Annotated in this window: 17 protein-coding genes, 1 pseudogene and 2 riboswitches; of the genes and pseudogenes, 4 read left to right on the forward strand and 14 right to left on the reverse strand. The window is 70.2% G+C overall.

The features are described 5' to 3' along the window. Genes M1L60_RS01435 through M1L60_RS01445 form a run of 3 tightly spaced genes read right to left on the reverse strand, consistent with a single transcriptional unit; the run spans position 1 to position 2,954 of the window. Positions 1–816: a carbohydrate ABC transporter permease gene (locus M1L60_RS01435; RefSeq protein WP_253235387.1), complete on the reverse strand. Its 816-nt coding sequence runs from the start codon at positions 814–816 to the stop codon at positions 1–3. 3 nt (positions 817–819) lie between these two features. Beyond that, complete coding sequence (locus tag M1L60_RS01440; RefSeq protein WP_253235388.1) at positions 820–1,665, reverse strand: carbohydrate ABC transporter permease; 846 nt, start codon at positions 1,663–1,665, stop codon at positions 820–822. Then, positions 1,665–2,954: an ABC transporter substrate-binding protein gene (locus tag M1L60_RS01445; protein ID WP_253235389.1), complete on the reverse strand. Its 1,290-nt coding sequence runs from the start codon at positions 2,952–2,954 to the stop codon at positions 1,665–1,667. The genes M1L60_RS01440 and M1L60_RS01445 overlap by 1 nt, the downstream gene beginning before the upstream one ends. A gap of 170 nt (positions 2,955–3,124) precedes the next feature. Here M1L60_RS01445 and M1L60_RS01450 point away from each other — a divergent pair, with 170 nt between their 5' ends. Continuing rightward, positions 3,125–4,129 (forward strand): LacI family DNA-binding transcriptional regulator, encoded by a 1,005-nt coding sequence (locus M1L60_RS01450; RefSeq protein ID WP_253235390.1) that lies wholly within the window; start codon positions 3,125–3,127, stop codon positions 4,127–4,129. Positions 4,130–4,499: 370 nt separating this feature from the next. On the opposite strand, the gene M1L60_RS01455 is transcribed toward M1L60_RS01450, so the two are convergent. Continuing rightward, positions 4,500–4,943, reverse strand: a complete 444-nt coding sequence (locus tag M1L60_RS01455; RefSeq protein ID WP_253235391.1) for a MarR family winged helix-turn-helix transcriptional regulator — start codon at positions 4,941–4,943, stop codon at positions 4,500–4,502. 113 nt (positions 4,944–5,056) lie between these two features. Between M1L60_RS01455 and M1L60_RS01460 the strand changes: the two genes are divergently transcribed. Beyond that, positions 5,057–5,851, forward strand: coding sequence for an SDR family NAD(P)-dependent oxidoreductase (locus tag M1L60_RS01460; RefSeq protein ID WP_253235392.1), 795 nt, complete (start codon positions 5,057–5,059; stop codon positions 5,849–5,851). A 227-nt stretch (positions 5,852–6,078) separates the two neighbouring features. On the opposite strand, the gene M1L60_RS01465 is transcribed toward M1L60_RS01460, so the two are convergent. The 9 genes and pseudogenes from M1L60_RS01465 to M1L60_RS01505 form a co-directional block, all read right to left on the reverse strand. Further along, positions 6,079–7,212, reverse strand: coding sequence for an FG-GAP repeat domain-containing protein (locus M1L60_RS01465; protein WP_253235393.1), 1,134 nt, complete (start codon positions 7,210–7,212; stop codon positions 6,079–6,081). A gap of 487 nt (positions 7,213–7,699) precedes the next feature. Beyond that, positions 7,700–8,314 (reverse strand): ATP-binding cassette domain-containing protein, encoded by a 615-nt coding sequence (locus M1L60_RS01470; protein WP_253235489.1) that lies wholly within the window; start codon positions 8,312–8,314, stop codon positions 7,700–7,702. 151 nt (positions 8,315–8,465) lie between these two features. After that, positions 8,466–9,104, reverse strand: a complete 639-nt coding sequence (locus M1L60_RS01475) for an ATP-binding cassette domain-containing protein (RefSeq protein WP_253235394.1) — start codon at positions 9,102–9,104, stop codon at positions 8,466–8,468. A 206-nt stretch (positions 9,105–9,310) separates the two neighbouring features. Beyond that, positions 9,311–11,503 (reverse strand): rhamnogalacturonan lyase, encoded by a 2,193-nt coding sequence (locus M1L60_RS01480; protein WP_253235395.1) that lies wholly within the window; start codon positions 11,501–11,503, stop codon positions 9,311–9,313. 90 nt (positions 11,504–11,593) lie between these two features. Continuing rightward, complete coding sequence (locus M1L60_RS01485; RefSeq protein ID WP_253235396.1) at positions 11,594–13,030, reverse strand: PepSY-associated TM helix domain-containing protein; 1,437 nt, start codon at positions 13,028–13,030, stop codon at positions 11,594–11,596. 90 nt (positions 13,031–13,120) lie between these two features. After that, positions 13,121–13,789 (reverse strand): (2Fe-2S) ferredoxin domain-containing protein, encoded by a 669-nt coding sequence (locus M1L60_RS01490; RefSeq protein ID WP_253235397.1) that lies wholly within the window; start codon positions 13,787–13,789, stop codon positions 13,121–13,123. Positions 13,790–14,093: 304 nt separating this feature from the next. Then, positions 14,094–14,589 (reverse strand): annotated as a pseudogene (locus tag M1L60_RS01495) (ABC transporter ATP-binding protein); the annotation flags it as partial. Between the two features lie 61 nt (positions 14,590–14,650). Next, entirely contained in the window at positions 14,651–15,634 is a 984-nt protein-coding gene (locus M1L60_RS01500) for a FecCD family ABC transporter permease (RefSeq protein ID WP_308208411.1), read from the reverse strand. Further along, positions 15,631–16,554, reverse strand: coding sequence for an ABC transporter substrate-binding protein (locus M1L60_RS01505; protein ID WP_253235400.1), 924 nt, complete (start codon positions 16,552–16,554; stop codon positions 15,631–15,633). The genes M1L60_RS01500 and M1L60_RS01505 overlap by 4 nt, the downstream gene beginning before the upstream one ends. A gap of 41 nt (positions 16,555–16,595) precedes the next feature. Then, a riboswitch (cobalamin riboswitch) is annotated at positions 16,596–16,774 on the reverse strand. Positions 16,775–16,880: 106 nt separating this feature from the next. Between M1L60_RS01505 and M1L60_RS01510 the strand changes: the two genes are divergently transcribed. Then, positions 16,881–17,537, forward strand: coding sequence for a DNA-3-methyladenine glycosylase family protein (locus tag M1L60_RS01510; protein WP_253235401.1), 657 nt, complete (start codon positions 16,881–16,883; stop codon positions 17,535–17,537). Positions 17,538–17,636: 99 nt separating this feature from the next. Here M1L60_RS01510 and M1L60_RS01515 read toward each other — a convergent pair whose 3' ends face one another. Continuing rightward, entirely contained in the window at positions 17,637–18,470 is an 834-nt protein-coding gene (locus tag M1L60_RS01515; RefSeq protein WP_253235402.1) for a sulfite exporter TauE/SafE family protein, read from the reverse strand. Positions 18,471–18,476: 6 nt separating this feature from the next. Continuing rightward, a riboswitch (cobalamin riboswitch) is annotated at positions 18,477–18,688 on the forward strand. Between the two features lie 111 nt (positions 18,689–18,799). On the opposite strand from M1L60_RS01515, the gene M1L60_RS01520 reads away from it, so the two are divergent. Continuing rightward, the gene (locus M1L60_RS01520) at positions 18,800–21,187 is read left to right on the forward strand and encodes a ribonucleoside-diphosphate reductase subunit alpha (RefSeq protein ID WP_253235403.1); all 2,388 of its coding nucleotides are present in this window, start codon (positions 18,800–18,802) and stop codon (positions 21,185–21,187) included. Positions 21,188–21,195: the final 8 nt, after the last annotated feature.

Genomic DNA, 21,195 nt, shown 5'->3' on the forward strand with positions numbered 1-21,195 from the left:
TCACCCTTTGAGAGCGCCGGACATGAAGCCGCGGACGTAGTGCCGTTGCAAGGCGAGGAAGAGCACGATGCAGGGCAGCGCCAGCACGACCACGCCGGCCTCGGTGGCGCCGTAGTCGACGATGCCCATCACCTGGCCGCGCAGGTTGGCCACGGCCAGCGGCAGCGGCATCTTGTCGGAGTCGCTGATCAGCACGAGTGGCGTGATGAAGTCGTTCCAGGCGGCCAGGAAGGCGAACAGGCCCACGGTGATGAGCCCGGGCCGGGTCGCGGGCAGCAGGACACGCAGCAGCGCGCGCAACGACCCGCAGCCGTCGATGAGCGCCGCCTCGCGCAGCTCGTTCGGCACCGCCTCGAACGAGATGCGCATCATGAACGTCGCGAACGGCAACTGGAACATGGACAGCACGAGCGCCAGCCCGACCAGCGAGTTCTGCAGGCCGAGGCTGTTCAGCAGGACGTAGAGGGGAATCAGCAGGGTCGCGTACGGGACCATGAGGATGGCCAGCGTTACCAGGAACAGGGCGTTGCGGCCGGGGAAGCGGAAGTTGGCGAACGCGTACCCGCCGGTGACCGAGGCGAACAACGTGAACGCCACCGTCAGGAGCGAGATGGCCGTGGAGTTCAGGATGTACTGCCAGACACCGGCCTGATAGTTGGCCAGTGTCGCGTAGTTGCCGAACCCCCAGCCGTCGGTCTGCTGGGTGCCGGCCTGCGGGGAGACCGAGGCCAGGGCCGCCCACACCAGCGGGAACAGGAAAACGATGGCCAGGCCGCCGGTGAGCACGTGCTGCGGCGTACGCACTAGGTTCTTCAAGGGTCAGCGCTCCTTACCGCGCAGACCGCGGAACTGCAGCATGTTGACGATGAGCAGAGCCGCCAGGACCACGATGGACAGTGCGGCCGCCCGGCCGAGGTTGTTCTGCCCCTGGAAGGCCACGTTGTAGACGAGCTGCACGATGGTGACCGTGCTGTTGTCGGGGCCGCCCTTGGTGAGGATGTAGAACTGGTCGAAGGCGAGCAGCGAGCCCGTGACGCACAGGATCGTGCACAGGGCCAGCGACGGGCGCAGCAGCGGCAGCGTGACGTGCCGGAAGGTCTGCCACCGACCGGCGCCGTCGAGCCGCGCGGCCTCGTACACATCGCCCGGGATGCTGTTGAGGCCGACGAGCAACAACAGCATGTAGAAGCCGGCGAACCGCCACACGATGAGTGCCACGGTCGACCACAGGGCCGACCACGGCGTGCCCAGGAACGAGATCTGCCCCGGGAACGGGCTCGCCTGCGGCGAGTAGAGCGCGTAGAACAACAGCGACGCCGAGGCCAGCCCGAGGGCGGAGGGCACGAGGAACGACGTACGCAGAAAGCCGGTCCACCGCGACGACTCCTGCACCAGCAGGGCCAGGCCCAGAGCGAGCCCGAGAAGGATCACCGTGGTCACCACTGTGTATTTCAGGGTGAACCAGACGGCCGGCCAGAACAGCCGGTTGTCGACGGCGGCGGTGAAGTTCTCGGGCGCGTTCCAGCCCCGGTTGCCGGCGAACAGACCCCAGTCCGAGACCGACATCCGGCCGACCAGCAGGATCGGCAGGACGAAGAACACGAGCACGAACAGGGCGGTAGGGGTGGCGTACGCCCAACCGGCGTACGCCTTCGCCTTCGTCACTATTGAGCCAGGGTGTCGGTGAGCGCGGTATTGTCCTTGGCCAGGCCGCCGGCGTCGCCGTAGACCTGATTGCGGACCAGGGTCATCCAGGGACTGCCCGGGGCGTTGAAAGCCTGCTGGAAGTTGACCGACACCGGTGTCTTGCTCTGCGGCGCCGCCGCCACCTTGTTGACGGTCGCGACCCGCGGATCCTTCTGGCTGTACTGGTTGTCGACCAGATCGGTGCGCGAGACCGTGCTGCCGGTCGCGGCGATCACGTCGACCTGGGCCGCCTCGGAGCTCAGCCAGGCCAGGAAGTTCCAGGCCTGCTGGTTCTTCTTCGAGTCCTTGGAGATGCCGATGCCGTCGCCGCCCACGAACGTCGAGGCGCCCCCGTCGACACCCGGGATTCCGACGACGCCGACATCGACGGTCTTGGCCGCGGTCGACAGCAGGGTGGCCGGGTACGGCATCACGCCGACCTTGCCCTCCTGGAAACCGGCGACCCAGGTCGCGCCCGTCTCGTCCTTGGCCCCGGGAGCGATCGCGCCCGCCTCCTGCAGCTCACGCCAGGTGCTGTAGACCTTCTGGGCCGCGGTGCCGTCCATCAGCGACTGCGTGCCCTCGGGGTTCATCACCTCCTGCCCGCTGGCCCACACCATCGGGAACCATGTGAAAACGTTGCAGCCACCGCAGTTGCCGCCGAAGTAGGTGCCGTACACGTCCTTCTTGCCGAGTTTCTGGATGGCCAGCGCCTGGTCCTTGAACTCGTCGATCGTGGTCGGGCCCTTCTCGGGGTCGAGGCCGGCCTCCTTGTACAGCTTCTTGTTGTAGAAGATCACCGACAGATCGAGGATGAACGGGAGCACGTACTTCTTGTCCTCGAACGTGCCCGCGGTCAGGTGACCCTGGTTGATCTTGTCGGCGTACGGCAGCAGCTTGATCGGTTCGGTCAGGTCGGCGAACAGGCCGGCCTTCGTCCAGTTCGGCACATAGACGATGTCGGCCGCGAACAGGTCGGGCAGGCCGCCGCTGCCGGCCGCCGCACCCACCTTGGCCACGTAGTCGTCGTTGGGGGTGACGGTGAGTTTGACCTGGTTCTTGTGGCTCTTGTTGTAGGCATCGACCAGCGCCTTGGCCTGGAGTTCCAGCGGGGCGCGGGTCCAGAGGGTCAGTTCCGAGCCGTCGTCGACGCCCTCGGCGGTGATGTCGCCGCCACCGGTGGCGCTGTCGTCGTCCCCGCCGCAAGCCGCGGCCGAGGCAAGCAGGCCCGCGATCGTTATCACGGCCACCGCTCTGCGAATGCTCAAGGTGCTCCTCCGTTTTCGGTCCGGCGATTCACGGGGAGTAAGGTGGCAGCTTGTCGGTGCAGCTCAAGCCGGTTCCTAGGCCGGGAGCTCAACTGCCGAAAAGGTTTTCAGGAACGTAAACCTACGGCTATTTTGCTGTCAAGAGTGTTCTCGTCCCGGGAGGAATCGAGTTGGAGCGAGCGACCCTGCGCGACGTGGCCCGGCTGGCCGGGGTGTCCGTCGCGACCGCGTCCAAGGCCCTCAACGGCCAGCCCCAGGTGCGGGCGTCCACCCGGGAGAAGGTGATGCAGGCGGCGTCCCAGTTGGACTTCTCGCCCAACACCCACGCCCAAGCGCTGATCACCCAGCGCACCGGCACGGTCGGGCTGCTGACGTCCGACCTGGAGGGTCGCTTCTCGATCCCCATCCTGATGGGCGCCGAGGACGCGTTCGGCACCGACCAGACGTCGGTCTTCCTGTGCGACGCGCGCGGCGACAGCATCCGCGAGAAGCATCATCTGCGGGCGCTGCTGTCGCGCCGGGTCGACGGGCTGATCGTGGTGGGGGCGCGGCCGGACAGCCGGCCGTCGCTCGGGCGCGACCTGCCGGTGCCGGTCATTTACGCGTACGCGCCGTCGGACGACCCGGCCGACCTGTCCCTGGTGAGCGACAACGAAGGCGGTGGCCGGCTGGCGGTCGACCACCTGATCCGCTGCGGGCGGCGGAAGATCGCGCACATCACGGGGGATGCGACCTATGGGGCGGCTCAGGACAGGGCGCGCGGGGCGCTCGACCGGCTCGCGCAGGAGGGCCTTTCGGTGGCGGGTGGCGAGGTGTGGTTCGGCATGTGGTCCGAGGCGTGGGGGAGGGGCGCGACGCGGATGCTGCTCGAGCGGTGCCCGGACGTGGACGCCATCTTCGCGGGCTCGGACGAGATCGCCCGGGGGGTGGTCGACGTGCTGCACGAGGAACGGCTCGACGTGCCGGGGCAGGTGGCCGTGGTCGGCTACGACAACTGGACCATCCTGGCCGCCAACGCCCGGCCGCCGCTGACCACCGTCGACTTGAACCTGGAACAACTGGGCCGAGTGGCGGCCCAGCGCCTGTTCGCGGCGATCGGCGGCACACTGGGCTCCGGCATCGAAAAGTTCCCCGGCAGACTCGTCACTCGCGAGTCGACGGCCTCGCTGCGTTGACCTGCACGGCCGACCGGCTCGTCCCCGCGAGTCGACGGCCTCGCTGCGCTGACCGTCGCGGACGGTTACCCGTCACCCGCGAGTCAGCTGCGCCGGTGTGCCGAGCCTTGCGGGCGGCAGGCGGGGCAGTCGCGCGATCGCGCCGAGGCTCACGGGGAGCAGCCTGCTTGGCCTTGCTGGGGGCAGCTCCGGAACCTCACCGGGGTGCCATCCTCCCGGTCAGCTGAGCGCTCGAGAATCGGCGATGCGCTGAGGCCGTGGGGGTCAGCACTCCGGCCGGCTGGTCGCCTGTGCGTCGGCGGCACGTCGCCTTCTCGGCGCCGGCCCGGTCGACGCGGCGGGTGCTGGTGGTGCGTTGGACTGACCCCGTCTACGGCGTGCAGGTGGCGTCGGAGTCACCCTGCAGGCGTTCGAGCAGGGGGGCGAGGGTGCGCCGTTCGGCGTCGGTGAGGCGGCGCAGGATCATGTTGCGTTCGGCGACCGCGGTGGAGATCTGGTCGCGCATGACCTCGCCGGCGTCGGTGAGGGCCAGCAGCTTGATGCGGCGGTCGGTGCCGGGCTCGCGGCTGATCAGGCCGCGCTCCTCGAGCTGGTCGGCCAGTCCCGTGATGTAGGACCGGTCGCAGTGCAGCTGGTCGGCCAGGTCGCGCATCGGCGAAGGTGTCGACAGCAGCACCAGCACGCGGGCCAGCGGCACGGGCAGACCGAACTCGCCCACCGTGGCCACGAAGTCGGCCTTGGCCTCCTCGGCGATGGTGATGAGCAACTGCGACAACCGGCTCGCCTCGGCGAACCGCGCCTCCGTGTTCGGCATGACGGCCAGAATACTCGACCAAATCAATAGTTGACTCAGTCACGCATCTCGGCCTACGTTCTTAATGCGTGACTCGCTCAACCATCTAGTGAGTCAACTATTGGAGGTCCGTCATGGGCAGCGTCGCAGTCATCGGAGGCACCGCGGGCATCGGGCAGGCGATGAGCCGGGCTCTGGCCGCTCAGGGCCGGCACGTGCTGGTCGTGGGCCGCACCTTCCGGGACGCCGACGTCCCGGGGCTCGAATTCGTGCGGGCCGACCTGAGCTCGATGCGAGAGGCGGCCCGGCTGGCCGGGGAACTGCCGACTGCGCTGGACGCGGTGGTGTTCACGACCGGCATCATCGCGGCGCCGCAGCGACAAGAGACGGCCGAGGGCATCGAGGCCGACATGGCCGTCAGCTATCTGAGCCGGTTCGTGATCCTGCGCGGCCTGGCCGACCGGCTCGAGCGGGGCAAGGTCTTCGTCATGGGCTTCCCCGGCAAGGGTCAGGCCGGCTATCCGACTGACCTGAATGCCGAACGGTCATACAAAGCGATGGCCGTGCACATGAACACCGTCGCCGCCAACGAGGCGCTCGTGCTCGACGCCGCCCGCCGCTACCCGCATCTCGATGTCTTCGGGCTCAACCCGGGATTCGTGAAGTCCGGCATCCGGAGCAACCTGTTCGGCGAGGGATCGTGGCGCTACCGGCTCATGGAGGCGGCGCTGGCTCCGATCTACACCAAGCCGAGCGTGTACGCGGACCGGGTGCTGCCGCTGCTCTCGACCGACGCGCCCAGCGGCACGATGTTCAACCGCAAGGGCGCCGCGATCCCCGCTTCGCCGGTCCTGACGCCCGACCGGGTGACCGCCTTCATGGCGGCCTCGGAACGTCTGGTGGCGAAGACGGGGATCACAGTGCCCTGAACGTCGTCCGCTCCAGCGCGTGGCCTGCTGACAGGTGTGGTCGCGTGCGGCGGCGACGGCAGGCCCGGGAGATCGGTCGCCACCCGCGACAACGACCGCAAGCTGCGCTCGAGCGATCGAGCAGCCGCGGGAAGACCGAGTCGCGGTGAGGTCAGTGCTGCCGGATGGTCAAGGCCGGGCAACAGTGGGTCAGCACTGCCGCCCGGCCGGAACCGAGTCGGGGTGGGTCAGCGCTGCTGCAGGATCGCGAGCTTGGTGTAGGCGACGCTGAGGACGTCGGGCTTGCCGTCGCCGGTGACGTCGGCGATGGCCAGGGCGTCGGCCTGGTTGCCGACGCCGTCGACCTGGTTGGCTGTGTAGATGCCGAGGCGTCCCGTCGACTGCTGCAGGTAGACGCTGGCCGCCAGCCAGTTGAAGTGGGCCGCGACCAGGTCGTTGCGGCCGTCACCGGTGAGGTCGCCGATGGCCAGGCCGACCGGGCAGTCGTACGCCGGATACACCGTGGGGGCCGGGTTCAGCCCGCCGGCCCGCTGGGCGAACACGTTGACCGCGGCCCCGGGCTGGTTCTCCATCACGCTCAGCACCAGATCGGCCTTCCTGTCGCCGGTGACGTCGCCGACCGCCGCGGCCATGGTGAGGCTGCCCGAGCCGCGGTAGGTGGTGGCCGCCGCGTACGAGCCGTTGGCCTGCCGCAGGCGCACCCACGCGCCGGATCCGTACGACTGGGCCACGTCGAGCCGTCCGTCGGCGTTGAAGTCGGCCACGAAGACCTGGTCGAACGGGGTGACGTCGGGCACCGGGGCGGTGAGCGTGACCGAGGCCGGGAACGTCTTGGTCGTCGTCTGGTGGTGCACGCGCACCTGACCGATGCCCGCGCTCACGATCAGATCGCGGCGGCCGTCGGCGTTGATGTCGGCGATTGCCACGTCCTCGGCGGTGCCGGGAACCAGGACAGGGGCGGCCAGCTTGCCGCTGCGCTGGTAGAAGACGTCGACGCCCTTCGAGGTGGCCATGGCCACGTCGGTGCGTCCGTCGCCGTCGAGGTCGCCGGTGGCCAGGCGTACGTCGTGATAAGTGCCGTGCCCAGCCAGGCGGGTCGGCGCGCCGTAGGTGCGGTCGGCCCGCTGGGCGAACACGAGCAGCGCGCTGGTCTGCGTGTTGTCGGCGGGCCCGAGCCCGGCCAGGATGTCGGGCCGCCCGTCCCCGGTCACGTCGGCCACCGCCACCGCGTTGGTCTCGGTCGAGCCGGTGTTCAGGTAGCGCACCGGCAGAAAAGTCCCGCTGCTGGCGGCCGAGGCGACCCCCGGCGTCAGCGCGACGACGAGCCCCACCGTGGCGAGGCAGGCCACACCTGTCTTCACTTGTATCCCCGTTCGTCAGTCCACCATGGACGGCGCTCCATTTCCCCGCGCGACAGCCCGTCAAACGTGAAAGATCATCGGTTACGGAAGACTGCTGTCACCGGTGGCCTTTGTCGGCAAATGGCCATTGCGCCATCCGTCTTTCCCGGGTCCGTAGTCAGTTCGGCCGGGCCGCGTCCGGAGCCTGCCCCGGCCAGCACTGCCTTGCCCCGAGTTCCATGGCCGCGGTCTGCCCCGGTCAACCGACGCCGCGATCGAAGTGCCGGCGTCCCGGTTCGGACGTGCGAAGACTCTGCGGCCGCGCGGCCCAGGCTCACACGGCGGTCGTCGGCAGGCTGGGGTGCGTGGTGGTCGCTCGTGGCTGGTCGGCGGGTGGCAGAGCGGGCAGGTCGTGAGGTGGCCGAACGCGGTCCTGGTCGTTCGTGGGCCGGGCCGCCGGGGGTGCGTGCTGCGAACTGGGCGGGGCGGTCGTTGCCGGATGGGGCGGTCAGTGGGCGACGGCCCCGACCGGCTCGGCGGTGGAGCCGGTGAGGCGCCGGTACTCCGGGTCGTCGCGGTTCAGGACGGTCAGCTTTCCGGCGGTGAGGACGGCGATCTGGTCGGCGTAGGGGCCGGGGCGGGTGGTGGCGGCCAGGACCGTCAGGCCGGTGCCGGCGAGATTGGCCGGCACCTGCGGGTCGAGTTCGGGGGCGTCCAGCACCAGCAGGCGCGGGCGGCGGAGCACGGCGCGGGCGAGGCCGACCTGGAGGCGGTGGGCGGCCGGGTCGTCGGTCAGGGTCAGGCCGGCGATGCGCAGGGCCTCGGCCAGTTCCGCGTCGTCGCAGGTCGCGCCCAGCGTGACGTTGTCGCGAACCGAACCCGGGGTCAGGAACGGGCGGGCGGTCACCACGGCCACGCTCGAAGCCAGGACATCCTCACCCAGTCGGCGCACGTCGACGCCGTCGAAGCGCACCGAGCCCTCGGCCGGTGCGAGTCCGGCGGCCAGATCGAGCAACGTCGTCGCCTCCGGGCCGACCACGGCGGTCAGCGAGCCCGGCGGCAGCACCAGGTTCGCGCCGACCAGAACCCGGCGGCCGCCCCGGACAACCCCGGCTTCATTCATCTCCACCCGCACCAAGTGGATCACCCCCTGAACAAATCCCTCAATCGCCTATCAAGCTAGTAGGTCTTAGGGGTGTGTGTCCATCCACCGATGGAAGGGCCAGATTAGGGCCGTTCCTCGGCCGATGGGGAGAGGTTTCACCCGGCCGGGGTCAGTCGGTCGGCTCAGGTGTCAGCAGGCGGCCCGAGCGGAGCGGCATTAGGGCGTCGGCCAGGTCGATGATGCGCTGATCATGGGTGGCCACCAGCACCAGGGTGCCGGCGGCCACGGCGGCGGTGAGGGTGGCCAGCACGAGGGCCACGTGGTCGTCGTCCTGGTGGGCGGTGGGCTCGTCGAGCAGGGCCACGGCCGGGGTCAGGGACAGGGTGCGGGCCAGGGCGGTGCGCTGCTGCTCGCCCAGCGACGTGTCGTGGGCCGGGCGGCCGGCCAGCGCGTCCAGGCCCAGGCGGGTCAGCAGGTCGGGGTCGGGGTCGCGGCCGCGCAGGCGGGCCGGGAGCTGGGCGTTCTCGGCCACCGTCAGCTCGGGGGCCAGGGCCGGGCGCTGGGGGAGCAGAGCCACGCGGGCCCAGTCGTGCACCGAGGTGGCCCGTTTGCCGTCGACCGTGACCTCGCCCCGGGTCGGCGCCATGATGCCGGCCACCAGGTGCAGCAGCGTCGATTTGCCGGAACCGGACCGGCCGGCCAGCACGGCCAGCCGGGCCGGGGGCAGGGCCAGGCTGACCTCGCTGAGCACGGCGGTCGTGCCGCGCAGGTGGGTCACCGCGTCCACTCGTACGAGATCAGCCGTCACCCGGCCCATCCTGCCTGACTCGCCGGCCGAGCAGGGACCCGTGGCGCCCGGCTCGCGGCGGGGCGAGGGAAGAAGCGCTGGGCTTGCGGCGGGCGAGGGCAGGAGTGCCTGGCGGGGCGAAGGTAGGGAGCGTCCGGCGGGTGCCGGGGTGAACAGAGGCGGCGCGCGGCGTGGGTTGGGGTTAGGGAGGAGGGCGGTGGGGCGGTTCAGCGGAGGGGAACGCGGCTCCAGCCGGTGTCGGCGGCCAGGTAGAAGCTCGGGTACGAGGGCTGGTTGTAAGTGGTCTGCTGGCGGGCCACCTCGACGCGGTACTGGCGGTCGTCCATCAGCGTGTACAGCTTGTGGCTGGTCGGCGCAGTGCTCAGATAGATGCGTACGGCCGTGCTGTCCGTGGTGCGGACCAGCAGTTCCTCGCGCCAGTCGCCCAGGATGTCGGCGACCAGGCTCGGGTTGCCCTTGGTGCCGTTGTTGGTGCGGGTGCCCTCGGCGGTCAGCACGGTGCCCCGCTGCCAGTCGTCGATGGTCGGGGTCACGTCGCCGGCACCGTTGACGATCTGGGTGGTCAGGTCGGGCGACCAGCGGATGCTCTGGTTGGTGCCGGGGATGGCGCCCGGAAGCACCTGGCCCTGGGCGGTGTGCAGGCCGAGCGCCTCCGAGCCGCCGGGCATACTGGCCCACGACTCGATGCCGGGGACGTCGGGCAGCACGTCGCCGATCATGCCCCGGCCGGTGTCGCGGCCGGAGTAACTGCCGAACAGCACCTCACCGGTCTGGGCGTCGCGCATGGCCATGCCGTACGGAGCCGAAGTGCCGTTCTCATGCACGGTGAAGATCTCGAGGCCGGGGCGGTCGGGGTCGATGTCGGTGACGTGCATGGCGTCGCCGTGGCCGAGCCGCACCCGTTGGCCGGGGGCGGCGCTGCCCTCGGGGAGCACCCCGGTCGACGAATAGAGCAGGCGGCCGTCGTCGTCGATGGTCGCCGCGCCGTACACAATTTCCTGCCGGCCATCGCCGTCGACGTCGGCCGCGCTGAGTGAGTGGAAACCCTGGGTGGTCAGTTTCCCGAAGACGGGATCGGTGCCGTCGCGGCCGTGCGGGCTGTCGTTGAACGGGTTGGCCATCGGCACCCAGCCGCTGTCGACGTACCAGTTCTCGACCAGGTGGCGGCCGTTCCACCGGTACGCGACCAGGGTCGAGCGGGTGTAGTAGCCGCGCGCGAAGACGGCTGAGGGGTGGCGCCCGTCGAGGTAGGCGACGCCGGCCAGGAAGCGGTCGACCCGGTTGGCCGGCTCGATCCGCGGCATGGCGTAGTCGCCCCACATAAGTCCGTCGTCGTGGCGGCCGGGCTTGTAGGGCACTGTCTCCAGTTCGCGTCCGGTGGCGCCCTCGAACACGGTCAGGTATTCGGGTCCGTCGACGATGAAGCCCTGGAACGTACGCAGTACGTTGCGAGCGCTGCGGGCCGGCGCATACACGTCGATGAAGTAGTCGGCGAGCTCCTCGGCGCTGCGACCCGCGGGCGTGAGGCCGAGCGCCGCGTCGACCGTGGCCGGCCAGCGCCCCGCCACCACCTCGGGATGGGTGGCCCAGCCCCGGAACATGGCGACGAGATGCTCGTGGTAGCCGGCCGCGCTGAGCCGGTAGTCGTCGGTGTTCCGATAGCCGCGGGCCGTGTCGGCCCGGGGGAGGGTGATGAAGCGGCTCTGCCCGTTGCGGACGGTGCGCGTACCGGGGGCGGTCTTCATCATGATCTCGGCCCGGCCGTCGCCGTCGAAGTCGTACACCAGGAACTGTGTGTAGTGGGCGCCGGCCCGGATGTTCACGCCGAGGTCGATCCGGTGCCGCAGTGTGCCGTCGAGCTCGTACGTGTCGACGTAGACCGGCCCGGTGTAGCCGATCTGCGACACGTCCTTCGAGTTCGACGGATCCCACTTCACGACGTACTCGTTCTGCCCGTCGCCGTCCACGTCGGCCACGCTCATGTCGTTGGCCGCATACGTGTACGCCTCCCCGGCCGGTGTCACGCCGTCGGCCGGCTTCCGCAGCGGTAGGTCGAAGTGGTTCGTGGCGCTGGTGGCGGTGGGCTCGCTGCGCTTACCGCCGATGGCCGCGACCTGGTAACGGGAAGTGGCGCTGCCGCCCGGGTCCAGATAGTTGGTGCTGTCGGTGACGGTGGCGATCCGCCGGCCGTCCCGGAAGACGTGGAAGTTCGTGCCGGTCAGCCCGGTCGCGCTGTGCCCGGTGGCCTCGCGTTTGAACAGCCGCCAGCTGAGGAACGCGCCCTCGCTCGTCCCGGCGACCACGAGCCCGCGGTCCGGGCCGGGCGGCGCTTTGGCGGCCGCCGCGGCCGGGACAGCGAGCACGGTCAACGTCGTGGCGACAGCAAGAATCGATCGCACGGCAAGCCCTCCAGGCCGGTGGATGTCCTGAGGTAAGCGCTTGCCTGAGTGTGCATCGAAGCGTATCGATGGTCAATGGCCTCGCGAAGTTCAGCTACCGGCGGGTGGCGGTGACACGGGGATCGACGAGCTGCGGCCCGACCGGGAGCGCCACGCGCCGACGGCCAGATCGACCAGCAGGAACGCCGCCAGCGGAATGCCGAACAGCGGAATCACCCAGGCCAGCCCGAACACGATCGGGACGCCGACCGCGATGCCCCACGGCGGCAGCGTCTGCCAGACCCCCCGCTCGACCGGCGGCGCGCCGACCAGCGCCCGCCGCCCGGCCCGGGTCGGCCGCCGCTGCCACCACATGCGGTAACCCCAGACGATGACGCAGAGCAACCCGATAGCCAGCGCCGCCAGCAGGATCTGGTTGGGCAGGCCGAACAGCATCCCCATGTGGGCGCTCACCCCGAGGCTCGTCAGCTGGGCCAGCAGGGGGTAGTCGGCGAAGTCGCTGCGGTCGACCACGGTGCTGCTCGCGGCATCAACGGCGATCTTGTCCTTGCGTACGGGAAATTCGCTGTCGTTCTGGGCCACCGTCCAGGCCGTGGCCGCGTCGGCGGGCACGCTCAGCTCGATCGGCCCGTCGAGCCCGTTGTCGCGCGCGACCTTCACCACCGCGTCGGCGGTGGCCGGGTCGAACGCCGCCACGCCCGACGCCCCGCCGTGGTGGCCGCCGCCGGCCGCCTCGACCCCGGTCGACAACGAGGGCGTCCGGGAGTCGAGCGCGTCCAGGGCCGCCCCGAAGTTCTCACCCGCGTAGCGCGACCAGGTGAGTCCCGTGGCCGAGAGGAACAACAGGCCGACGGTCAGCCAGACACCGGTGGCGGCGTGGAAACTGCGCGTCCGGCGCACACCCTTGCGGGCCGACAGGTCAGGGGCCAAGAGCTTTTTCGCCGTACGGTTGCCGCGCGTCCGCCGCCACCAGAGCGCGAGCCCACCGAGCGCGATGATCGCCAGCCAGCTCGCCGCGAACTCGGAGTAGTGCCGTCCGAGGTCGCCCAGCTGCAGGTTGCGATGGAAGTCGTCGAACCAGGTCTTCAGCGGCGTGTACGAGAACCAGGTGGTGAGCTGCCCCTTGACCTCGGCCGTGTACGGGTCGACGTAGACCGTGTGCTGCCGGTCGTTCGTCAGCGAGTCCACATTGAAGTCGACCTGCGTCGTGCCGTCACCCTCGCCGGGCCGGATCGTCGCGATCTCGCCGTCCGGATGGGCCTGCCGGGCCGCCGCCACCTGCTCGGCCAGCGGCCGCGGCGTGCCGTCAGTGCTGGCCACCGTCAGTTCGTTGCTGTAGACGAGGCTGTCGAGCTGCGGGGTGAGTGTGTAGGCGAGACCGGTGAGCGCGGCGACGAACAGGAACGGCGCGACGAAGATGCCCGCATAGAAGTGCAGACGTAACAGCAGCGCGCCGAAGCCGCTCGATTTCCGTTCCGGCCTCGGGGACGGCGCGGGCTTGACCTGTGTTTCGGGGGCGGCGGACATGGGCTCCTCGTTCCGGGGGTCCACGACGACATGGGGGATGGTGCCGTGGGGTTTGTCGCTCCCCGGTCCGGGTTAGTTCCCAGCGATTTCTCAGTACTTTCGGGGCGGTGCGAACGGCCGTCCGTCCCGCAGGTGATCGTCGGCGATACGCACGGCCTTCCCGGGGTCGACCGACTCGTACCAGACGTCGCCCGGATGGACCACGACCATCGGGCCGAGGTTGCACGGGAAGAGGCAACCGGTCGAGGTGACCAGCACGTCGTCGTCGCCCAGCCCGTGCTCGCCGAGGCGCTCGCTCAGCGCGGTCGCAACCTCATTGGCGCCGTACGCCGTGCAGCGCGGGCCGCGGCACACGAGCACCTGGTGGCGGTGGCGGGTGATCTGCGACCAGGCCGGACTGCGGAACGGCCCCGGATTGCCGGTCAGCTCGGTGCGCGGGCCGTCGAGCGCCTCGCGGACGGCGTCGGTCAGGGCGGGCTGGGCGGCCAGCGCCGTGGTGACCGAGACGCGCAGGTCGCGGCCGCGGGATTCGCGCCAGTGGGCGACGGCCCGGCGGATCCACGTGTCGAGGTAGCGGTCGGGCGGCAGATGGGCGGGCACGAGCACGACCTCGCCGTCGGCCTCGTCCAGCGCGGCGTGCAGCGACGGGTCCGCGCCGTCGAGGAAGCAGGCGCGGGCGCCGACCGTCGCGGCCAGGCGGTGGATCGCGTCGTGGCCGCCGTGGTGGGTCACCGAGCGGGCGACCAGCAGCACGGTCATGTCGGGGGCCACCCTGCCGCCGGGCGCTTCACTCGGGCGGGGCGACTCGGTCATGTCGGGGGCCTCTCGAAGATGATGACCGGGCGGCCGTCGTGGTCGTGGACGGTGGCCTCGACGCCGTAGACCTCGGCCAGGAGTTTCGGCGTGAGCACGTCGGCCGGTGGGCCGGTGGCCACGACGCGGCCCCGGTCGAGCACGACCACGGAGTCGCAGAACATGGTGGCCAGGTTCAGGTCGTGCAGCGCGGCCAACGTCGTCACACCTGATTTGCGTACGAGGGAAAGCAGTTGAAGTTGGTGGCCGACGTCCAGATGGTTGGTCGGCTCGTCGAGCAGCAACAGCTCGGGTTCCTGGGCCAGCGCGCGGGCGAGTTGGGCCCGTTGGCGCTCCCCACCCGACAGCGTCTGCCATTTGCGGTGGGCGAATTCGGTCAGGTCGGCCCGCTCGAGGGCCCGCTCGGCGATTGTGTTGTCGTCCCGGCCGTCCGACCAGCGGGACCGCCGGTGCGGGGTGCGGCCGAGCAGCACCACGTCGAGCACGGTCAGGTCGAGGTCGGTCTCGGCGTGCTGGGCCAGCAGCGCGACCCGGCGGGCGAGCGCGGCCCGCTTCACCCGCGCGACGTCGTCCCCGTCCAGCGTGACCTGACCGGCGTCGGCCGGGACGAGAGCGGCCACCGCGCGCAGCAGGCTGGTCTTGCCGGAACCGTTCGGACCGAGCAGGCCGACGAGGCTGCCACGGGGCACTGAGGTGGTCACCTCGCGCAGGATGTGCAGCCAAGAGACGCTGTTGATGTTCAGCACCGGCGGGATCCCTGCCCTCGCAGCACGAAGCGGAACGCGGGCACGGCTTGGACTTTCTCCATCAGCGGGATCCCTGCCGTCGCAGCAAGAAGATGAACGCCGGCACGCCGACGAGCGCGGTGAGCACGCCGACCGGCAACTCGCGCGGTTCGAACACCGTCCGGGCTGCGGTGTCGACCCAGACCAGGAAGAGCGCGCCGCCGAGCGCGACCAGGGGCAGCAGGCGGCGGTGATCGGGACCGGTCAGGAACCGTACGGCATGGGGAATGATCAGACCCACGAAGCCGATCGCGCCGCTGATCGCGACCAGCACGGCCGTCAGCAGTGCGGTGGTGACCAGGAGCAGCCAGCGCACCTTGGTGGTCGACACACCGAGGGTCGCGGCCGCTTCCTCGCCGAACGCGAACGCGTTGAGCGCGCGGGCCTGCGCGAAGACCAGCGCCAGCGCGGCCAGCAGCACGGGTGTGGCCCAGGCCAGGGCCGTCCAGTCGGCCCGGGCCAGCGAGCCTGACAGCCAGAACGTGATGCTCTGGGTGGCGTGCGGATCGGCCACCCAGATGATGACGAACGACGTCACCGCCGCGCACAACTGGGCGATGGCGACCCCCGCGAGCACCACCCGGGTCGGCGCCGACCGGCCCGAGACGGCGACGACCAGGCCGAACGCCAGCAGGGCGCCCCCGAACGCGCCCAGCGCCAGCGCGCCGACGCCGTGGGCCAGGCCGACCACGATGACGCCGACCGCGCCCAGGGCCGCGCCCGAGGACACTCCCAGCAGGTACGGGTCGGCCAGCGAGTTGCGGGTGACGGTCTGCATCACGGCGCCGGCCACGGCCAGCCCCGCGCCGACCACGGCCGCGCCCAGCACGCGGGGCAGCCGCAGTTGCCACACGATGTGGTCGCGCAGCACCGGAACGACCGCGTCCGTGAGACCGAGGTGGCCGGCGACGACCGTCCACACCGTACGGAGGGAGAGGTCGGCCGGGCCGACGGTGACGGCGACGCCGATCGAGAGGATCAGAGCCGCCGCCAGCAGTGCCCTCAGCTGATGGCCTTGACGAGGGACTCGACCGCCTGCACGTTGCGCACCCCGGCCGACGTCTCGGAGAAGGGGATGACCACGTACTTCTTGGCCTTGACGGCGGGCAGGCCCTTGAGGGTGGCGTTCTTCTCGAGGAACTCCCGTTTCTTGGCCGCGGGGTCCCAGCTCGCGTCGATGAGCACGATGACATCGGGGTTGCGCTCGGCCACGGCTTCCCAGCTCGTGTCGCCCCAGCTGCCCTTGACGTCGGCGAAGGCGTTGGTGACCCCGGCCGCTTCCATGATCATGCCGGGGGCGCCGCAGCAGGCGCCGACGCTCGGGGCGTCGCTGCCGCCGTCCCACCACAGCACCTTGGCGTTGGTGGGGGCCTTCGTGAGGCGGGCCTTCTGGGCGGTGATGAGCGCCTCGGCGCGGTCGCTGACCCCGAAGATCATGCCGATGTCGCGGATCTCACCGAACACGTCGTCGATGCTCAGCTTGGCCGGCTGCGTGCCCTTGGGGCAGCCGGCGGGGGAGATGTACGTGCCGACGTCCAGCTTCTGCCACTCCGCCCGGTCGCCGACGCCCTCGTCGCCGAACGCGCTGTTGAACGAGGCGTAGACGAAGTCGGGCGCGGTCTCGAGCAGCTTCTCCTTCGACGGGTACTCCTTGGCCAGCACGGGGACCTTGGCGTAGGCGTCGGCGTACTCCGGGCTGACCGCGTCGTCGAGATAGGCCGTGCCCGCCATCCGGTCCTGCAGGCCCAGGGCCAGCATGATCTCGGTGGCCGACTGGTTCATGGTGACGGCCTTGGCCGGCGGCGCCTTGACGGCGACCGGGGTGCCGCAGTTGGTGATGGTTTTTGTGACGGGCGGCTCGCTCGACTTCTCGGGCGAGGCTGCGCAGCCGCCGATTACCAGCAGGGCAGGGAGTAGCCAGGACACAGGAGACCGCACAGCGGACCGCCTTCCAACACCTCGTGGACGGGTCGTTACGTGCCGTGGCCGGTCTCCTGGCTGACGGGTGGTGCTCCGAGGGCCGGCCTTCCCAGGCTCGTGCGAGCCCAGTGACCTGGTGTGTTGGCCTCCGAAATCCCGTTCACAGTGGCGAGGGCCGCGCCGGCTTCATACCGGCTTCCCGAACACCACGGCCCGGTCACCGTAAAGTCGTGCGGCCCCGTGCGTCCACCAAAGGCGCGCGGATCACAAGCAACCCCCGCCCCCGCGGCCGGGCCGGGTGCGTGCGCTACGTGCCGGGTACGGTGCGGGACATGGAGCTTCTGGCGGTCTACCCGGACGGCACACCGCTGGACGCCACCGACCGGCAGCTGGCGGCGGCCGACCCCGTGCTGCGCGGGCTGATCGGCCGGTTCGGGCCGGTGTCGTTGTTCGAGACCGGGACGGACCTGTTCGGCTCGCTCATCCTGGCGATCGTCAGCCAGCAGTTCTCGACGCGGGCGGCCCGCGCGATGTTCGACCGTGTCCTCGGCCAGTTCGGCGGCGAGGTCCCGTCCGCTCAGGCTCTGCTCGCGGCCGACCCCGACGAACTACGCGTGACGGCCGGCCTGTCGCACGCGAAGACCCGGGCTTTGCGGTCGCTGGCCGAACGCATGGAGTCGGGCGGGCTCGACCTCGACGACCTGCGGACGCTGCCCGACGACGAGGTCCGCGCGCGGCTGACCGCGATCTCCGGCATCGGCGACTGGACGGCCGGCGTGTTCCTCATGTTCACGCTGCGCCGCCCCGACATCCTGCCGGCCGACGACCTGGTCATCCGCAAGGCCGTGCGCGACGCGTACCGGCTCGACAGCCTTCCGGCCCCGGCCGATGTGATCCGCCTCGGCGAGTCCTGGCGTCCCTATCGATCCCGCGCCTGCTCCTACCTGTGGCGGAGTCTGCAGGCCGCGCCCATCCCCGCCACCAGCTGACCCGAGACGGCCCGCCCGGCCGCTGCCTGCCTGGCCGCTGCCTCGTGGCGCTCGGAGGTTGGCCGGCGTCGCGTGGAGCGAAGCAGGGTGCCGTGGAGGTCACGCCGTGAGGTAGAAGACGGCGAGTGCCGCGGCCAGGATGCCGAGCAGGAGGCGTAGGGCGGTTTCGGGGATGTGGGGTTGCAGGCGCGCGCCCAGGAAGCCGCCGATCAGGCCGCCTGCTCCGCAGGCCAGGCCGAGGGTCCAGTGCGGGGCGATGTCGCCGTCGGTGGTCAGGGCGAGCAGGCCATAGGTGAGGGCGCCGGCCACCGAAGTGACGAAAGTCGCGGCCAGCGCGGCGGGGGCGATGCGGCTCATCGGCGTACCCCGGCCGGCCAGCACCGGGCCGAGCAGCGAGCCGCCGCCGATGCCGTAGATGCCGCCGACCGTGCCCGCGGCCAGGCCCAGCCCGACGATCGTGCGTGGTGCGAACGGCGGCCGGTCGGCCACGGCCGGTCGCAGCGTGCGCAGGACCAGCCACAGGCCGAGGGGCAGCAGCACCAGGCCGGCAATGAACCGGAACGCGTCCGGGCCGGGGACGACGAAGACGCGGACGACGGCGCCCAGCACCACTCCCGGCAACGTTCCGGCCAGCAGCAACCGGGTGAGCGGGCCGGTGAACTGTCCGTTGTGCCGGTACCGCAGCAGTGCGCCCGGCCCGGACACCACGTTGAACAGCAGGTTCGTCGGCGTCACGGCCGGGTTCGGCACGTGCAGCAGGCTGAGCTGCACGGGGAGCAGGAACACGGCTCCTGACACGCCGACCGGCGAGGTGACAAGAGAGATCAACAGACCGGCGGCGAACCCGCCCAGCAAATTCACACCCGTACGGTAGGGGATCGAACGGGTGACACGCCCGACACACCATGTGGTGTTGTGCGTGGCGGCGGTCATCCATATATGGTGTTGCTCGCAGCTGGTTCGATCATGACTCGGTCGTGATCGAGGCAAGAGGGAACCCGGTGGAAATCCGGGACTGCCCCGCAGCGGTGAGTGGGAACGACCGCCGTCACACAGCACTGGGTGTTTACCGACGCCTGGGAAGCGACGGCCAGTAGGCCTGGTGCAACGCGCCCACGAGTCCGAAGACCTGCCAGCGCACCGTACGCCACTGTGGCGTGCGGTGGACGAAGGCCGCGCGGGACGGCCGACGCCATTCGCACGGCCGGACCAGGCCGTCGGCGTCCCCTGCGTGCCTTCACATCGGTGAGGGGGACGCGGAGATGACGGTCACGCAAGACAGAACCACTGTGCCGGAGCAACGACGGCACGTGATGCAGGTGCGCAAGCGCAACGGCGATCTCGAGACGGTCGACGTCAACAAGATCGTCAAGGCCGTCGAGCGGTGGGTGGCCGATCTCGACGAGGTCGACCCGCTGCGGGTGGCGACCAAGACGATCAGCGGATTGTATGACGGTGCGACGACGGCCGAGCTCGACAAGCTGTCGATCCAGACGTCGGCCGAGCTGATCGGCGAGGAGCCGCAGTACTCGAAGCTGGCCGCCCGGCTGCTGGCGGCGTACGTCGACAAGGAAGTTCGCCTCCAGGGCGTGCACAGCTTCAGTCAATCGATCAGGAACGCGCACTCGCTCGGCCTGATCGGTGACGAGACGGCCGCCTTCGTCGAGCGCAACGCGCGCAAGCTGGACGACGCGGTCGACGTCGACGGCGATCTGCGGTTCGAGTACTTCGGGCTGCGCACGGTGGCCGACCGTTACCTGCTGCGCCACCCGCAGGAGCGCACGGTCGTCGAGACCCCGCAGTACTTCCTGCTGCGCGTGGCCTGTGGCCTGTCAGAGACGCCGGCCGAGGCCATCGGCTTCTACCGGCTGATGTCGTCGCTGGCCTATCTGCCCAGCTCACCGACGCTTTTCAACTCGGGCACCCGGCACACCCAGATGTCGAGCTGCTTCCTGGTCGACTCGCCCAAGGACGAGCTCGACTCGATCTACGAGCGCTACCACCAGGTCGCGAAGCTGTCCAAGTTCTCCGGCGGCATCGGCATCGGCTGGTCGCGGGTGCGGGGCCGGGGCGCCCTGATCCGGGGTACGAACGGCAGGTCGAACGGCATCGTCCCGTTCCTCAAGACGCTCGACGCGGGCGTGGCCGCGGTCAACCAGGGCGGCCGGCGCAAGGGCGCGGCCTGCGTCTATCTCGAGCCGTGGCACCCCGACGTCGAGGAGTTCCTCGAGCTGCGCGACAACACCGGTGAGGAGTCGCGCCGCACGCACAACCTCAACCTGGCCAACTGGATCCCGGACGAGTTCATGCGCCGGGTCGAGGCCGACGGCGAGTGGTCGCTGATCGACCCGTCCGACGCGCCCGAACTGCCCGACCTTTTCGGTGCCGAGTTCGACGAGGCCTACCGCGCCGCGGAGAAGAAGGCCGTCAAGACCGTCAAGGCCCGCGACCTGTACGGGCGGATGATGCGCACGCTCGCCCAGACCGGCAACGGCTGGATGACGTTCAAGGACCGCTCGAACGCGCTGTCCAACCAGACCGGCGCGCCCGGCAACACGATCCACCTGTCCAACCTGTGCACCGAGATCCTCGAGGTCAACGGCGACGACGAGACGGCCGTGTGCAACCTCGGCTCGATCAACCTGGGCGCGCACATCACCGCGGACGGCGTCGACTGGACGAAGCTGCGCGAGACCGTGCGGACGGCGGTTGTCTTCCTCGACCGGGTCATCGACATCAACTACTACCCGTCGGAGCAGGCGGCCACGTCGAACCCGCGCTGGCGGCCTGTCGGCCTGGGCCTGATGGGGCTGCAGGACGCGTTCTTCCAGCTGCGGCTGCCGTTCGACTCGGACGCGGCCCAGGAGCTGTCGACCCGCGTACAGGAAGAGATTTTCCTGACCGCGCTGGAGTCCTCGGCCGCGCTGGCCGAGCAGTTCGGACCGCACCCGGCGTACGCGGAGACGCGCGCCGCGGCCGGCCAGTTGCACCCGGAGCTGTGGGGCGCCACGCCTGCGCAGACCGAGCGCTGGGCCGCGCTGAAAACGCGCATCGAAGTGAGCGGTCTGCGCAATTCGTTGCTCGTGGCGATCGCGCCGACGGCCACGATCGCGTCGATCGCCGGGTGCTACGAGTGCATCGAGCCGCAGGTGTCCAACCTGTTCAAGCGCGAGACCATGTCGGGCGAGTTCCTGCAGATCAACACCTATCTCGTACGGGAACTGAAGGCTCGCGGTCTGTGGACGGCCCCGATCCGGGAGCAGATCAAGCGGGCCGAGGGTTCCGTGCAGGGCATCGCCGAACTGCCCGCGGACGTTCGCGAACTGTTCCGGACGGCCTGGGAGCTGCCGCAGAAGGCCCTGATCGAGCTGGCGGCGGCGCGCGCGCCGTACATCGACCAGTCGCAGTCGCTCAACCTGTTCCTGAGCGCGCCGACCATCGGCAAGCTCTCCTCGATGTACCTGTACGCCTGGAAGGCCGGGCTGAAGACGTCGTACTACCTGCGCTCGCGCCCCGCGACGCGCATCCAGCAGGCCACGGTCTCGGTCGCGCCGGCCGCGGCACCGATCGCCGCGCTCCCCGTCATCTCGGACGAGGAAGCCCTGGCCTGCTCCCTGGAAAACCCCGAAAGTTGTGAGGCCTGCCAGTGACCACCACC

The organism is Paractinoplanes aksuensis (assembly GCF_024137025.1).
GTDB lineage: Bacteria > Actinomycetota > Actinomycetes > Mycobacteriales > Micromonosporaceae > Actinoplanes > Actinoplanes aksuensis.